The organism is Frankia sp. CcWB2, from assembly GCF_977927585.1.
The window spans coordinates 12291-15791 of record NZ_CDWRCM010000010.1; the positions used below are offsets into that span (position 1 = coordinate 12291).

Here is a 3501-nt window from a genome sequence, read left to right on the forward strand (position 1 = left end):
GGCTGGGCCGACGGCGCGGGCGTGCTGCTGCTGGAACGGCTCTCCGACGCCCGCCGTAACGGCCATCACGTCCTCGCGGTCCTGCGTGGCACCGCGATCAACCAGGACGGCGCCAGCAACGGGATGACCGCGCCGAACGGCCTGTCCCAGCAGCGCCTGATCCGCCAGGCGCTGGCCAACGCGGGGCTGCGCGCCGCCGACGTCGACGCGGTGGAGGCGCACGGCACCGGCACGACGCTCGGTGACCCGATCGAGGCCCGGGCCGTCATCGCCACCTACGGCCAGGACCGTGCGGCGCGGCGGCCCGTCTACCTCGGGTCCCTGAAGTCGAACATCGGCCACACCCAGGCCGCCGCCGGCGTCGCCGGGATCATCAAGATGGTGCAGGCGATGCGGCACGGCGTCCTGCCGCGGACCCTGCACGTGCGCGAGGCGTCCCCGCACGTGGACTGGTCGGCGGGCGACGTCGCCCTGCTCACCGGGAACGTCCCCTGGCAGCGCCAGGATGGCCGGCCGCGACGGGCGGCAGTGTCAGCGTTCGGGGTAAGCGGCACCAACGCTCATGCCGTGCTCGAGGAAGCACCGCCCGGGCCGGGAACGGACGCCGTGGGTGCGGACCGCGCCGGGGAGAACCCGGCGAGCGCCCCGGTGCCTGTCGTCCTGTCCGGCCGCGGCGACGCGGCGCTACGTTCGGCGGCCGCCCGGCTCGGCACGCACCTGGAGCGCCATCCCGAGATCTCCCCCCTGGACGCGGGATACACCCTGGCGGGTCGCACCCACTTCGAGCACCGCGCCGTCGCCGTCGTCCGCGGATCGGCGGCGTGCAGCAGCGGCACGCACCTGGCCGGGACCGGGACCCTGACCGGGATCCTGGCTGCTCTGGCCGAGGCCCGCCCCACCGCCGGGCTGGTCCTGGGCACGGTCCGACCGGCGCTGAGCCGAAGCGGAACCGCCCGGGGCGCAACCGCCTTCCTGTTCACCGGGCAGGGCAGCCAACGCCCCGGGATGGGCCGCGAACTCCATGCGGCCTACCCGGCCTTCGCCGACGCCCTCGACGACGTCTGTGCCCACTTCGCGCCGCATCTCGAATACCCACTGCGCGACGTCATGTTCGCCCCCGCCGGTTCCCCGGGCGCGGCGGCGCTCGACCGCACCGAGTACACCCAGCCCGCGCTGTTCGCCTTCGAGACCGCGCTGTTCCGGCTCCTCGAATCCTGGGGTCTCGCCCCGGGGATCCTCGCCGGGCACTCCATCGGCGAGCTCACCGCCGCCCACGTCGCCGGAGTGTGGGCCCTCGACGACGCCTGCGCTCTCGTCGCGGCCCGCGGCCGGCTCATGCAGGCCTGCCGCGCCGGCGGAGCCATGACCGCCATCCGCGCCGGCGAGGCGGAGGTCGCCGAGTCCCTCGCCGGGCTCGCCGGGCGGGTCGAGATCGCCACCGTCAACGGCCCGAGCGCCACCGTCATCGCCGGCGACGCCGACCTCGTCGAGCGCGTCGCCGTCGGCTGGGCCGAACGCGGCCGCGCCATCAGGCGGCTGACGGTCAGCCACGCTTTTCACTCCCCGCACATGGACGACATGCTCGACCGGTTCCGAGCCGTCGCCGAGAAGATCATCTACTCCCCGCCGGCCATCCCCGTCGTCTCCACCCGGACCGGCGACCTCGGCCTCCAGGCCGGGCTCACCACCCCCGACCACTGGGTACGCCACGTCCGCGAACCCGTCCGCTTCCTCGACGCCGCCCGTCGCCTGCACCGCGAAGGCGCCGTCGCCTACCTCGAACTCGGCCCCGACGCCGTCCTGACCGCGCTCCTGCCGGCCTGCCTAGCCGCCGACGCCCAGAGCACCGAGAGTACCCAGAGCACCCGGGACGCCCAGAACACCCGCGACGCCCGCGACACGGTGGCCGCGGCGGCGTCCCGTGCCGGCCGCCCCGAACCCGACACCCTCCTCACTGCCCTGGCCGAACTGCACGTCCACGGCGTCGACGTCGACTGGCGCGCCCTGTACCGAGGACGCGGCGCCCGGCACCGGGAGCTGCCCACCTACCCGTTCCAGCGCAGGCGCTACTGGCTCGACGGGACCACCGCCGTCCCCGCGCCCCGTAGCCCGACCGTCGGGACGGCCCGCGCGGCGGGCCCGGACGGCTGGTCCTACCGCACCGAGTGGCGGCCCCTGGACTCCGCGGACGTCACCACCGCCGTGACGGCCCAGGCCATCGCGGCGCCACCGCTGTCCGGCGTGTGGCCGGTGCTGACCCCGGCCGCCGGCGTTGACGAGGACATGCTCTCCCGCCTCTGCTGGATCATCGAACGCCTCGGCGGCACGGCCGTCACCCTCACCCTCACCGGCGACGACGCCGACCGCGCCCAGGTCGCGGCGCTGCTGTCGAACGCCGTACTGCTGTCGAACGCCATGCCGCCGTCGGGCGGCGGCCTCGCCGGGAAGAAGATCGGGAAGAAGACGGTGCAGGCGGTACGCGGCGTCCTGTCCCTGCTCGCCCTCGACGACACGCCGCACCGCATCCATCCGGCACTGACCACCGGGCTCGCCCTCACCGTCCCGCTCGTCCAGGCGCTGCACGACCTCGACGTGCCCGCACCGCTGTGGTGCGTCACCCGCGGCGCGGTCACCACCGGTCCCGACGACCCCGTCACCGCCCCGGACCAGGCCATGATGTGGGGACTCGGCCGCACCCTCGCTCTGGAGGACCCCGGCACCTGGGGCGGTCTGATCGACATCCCGACCGACCTCGACGATCAGACGCTGGCGTGGTTCGGCTCCGCCCTCACCGCCCCCGGTGGCGAGGACCAGCTCGCCGCCCGTGCCACCGGGCTGTTGGTACCCCGCCTCGTCAGGGCCGACACCGTCCTACCAGCCGACACCGTCCCACCAGCGTGGCGGCCCCACGGCACGGTCCTGATCACCGGTGGCACCGGCGCCCTCGGCGCGCATGCCGCCCGCCGGCTCGCCCGCGACGGTGCGCGCCGGATCGTCCTCGTCAGCCGCCGTGGCCCCGCGGCTCCGGGGGCGGAGGAACTACGCGCCGAACTCGCCGCCCTCAGCGCCGAGGCGATCATCGAGGCCTGCGACGTGGGAGAGCACGAACAGCTCGCCGCTCTGCTGCGGAGACTGGCCAAGGCGGGCCGGCCGGTGTCCGCCGTCGTACACGCGGCCGGTGTCATGGGACAGGTGACCGCCCTGCACAAACTCGATCTCGGGGAGTTCGCGGAGGTCGTGGCCGGGAAGGTCGCCGGCGCCGCCGGCCTCGACCGGCTACTCGACGGGATCGACGGGATCGACGGGATCGACGGGATCGACGGCACCAGGTTGGAGGCCTTCGTCCTGTTCTCGTCGGTGTCGGCGACCTGGGGCAGTGGCGGCCAGTCCGCCTACAGCGCGGGCAACGCCTACCTCGACGCCCTCGCCGCGCGGCGGCGCGCGCTCGGTCTCGCCGCCACCTCTGTCGCATTCGGCCCGTGGGCCGACGCCGGAATGGGC

General features: G+C 74.8%; 1 protein-coding gene. It reads left to right on the forward strand.

Annotated elements, in window-relative coordinates; all coding sequences use genetic code 11:
• Positions 1–3501 (forward strand): type I polyketide synthase (locus ACY45C_RS02410; RefSeq protein ID WP_462186032.1); only part of this gene is annotated, 3501 nt, incomplete at both ends.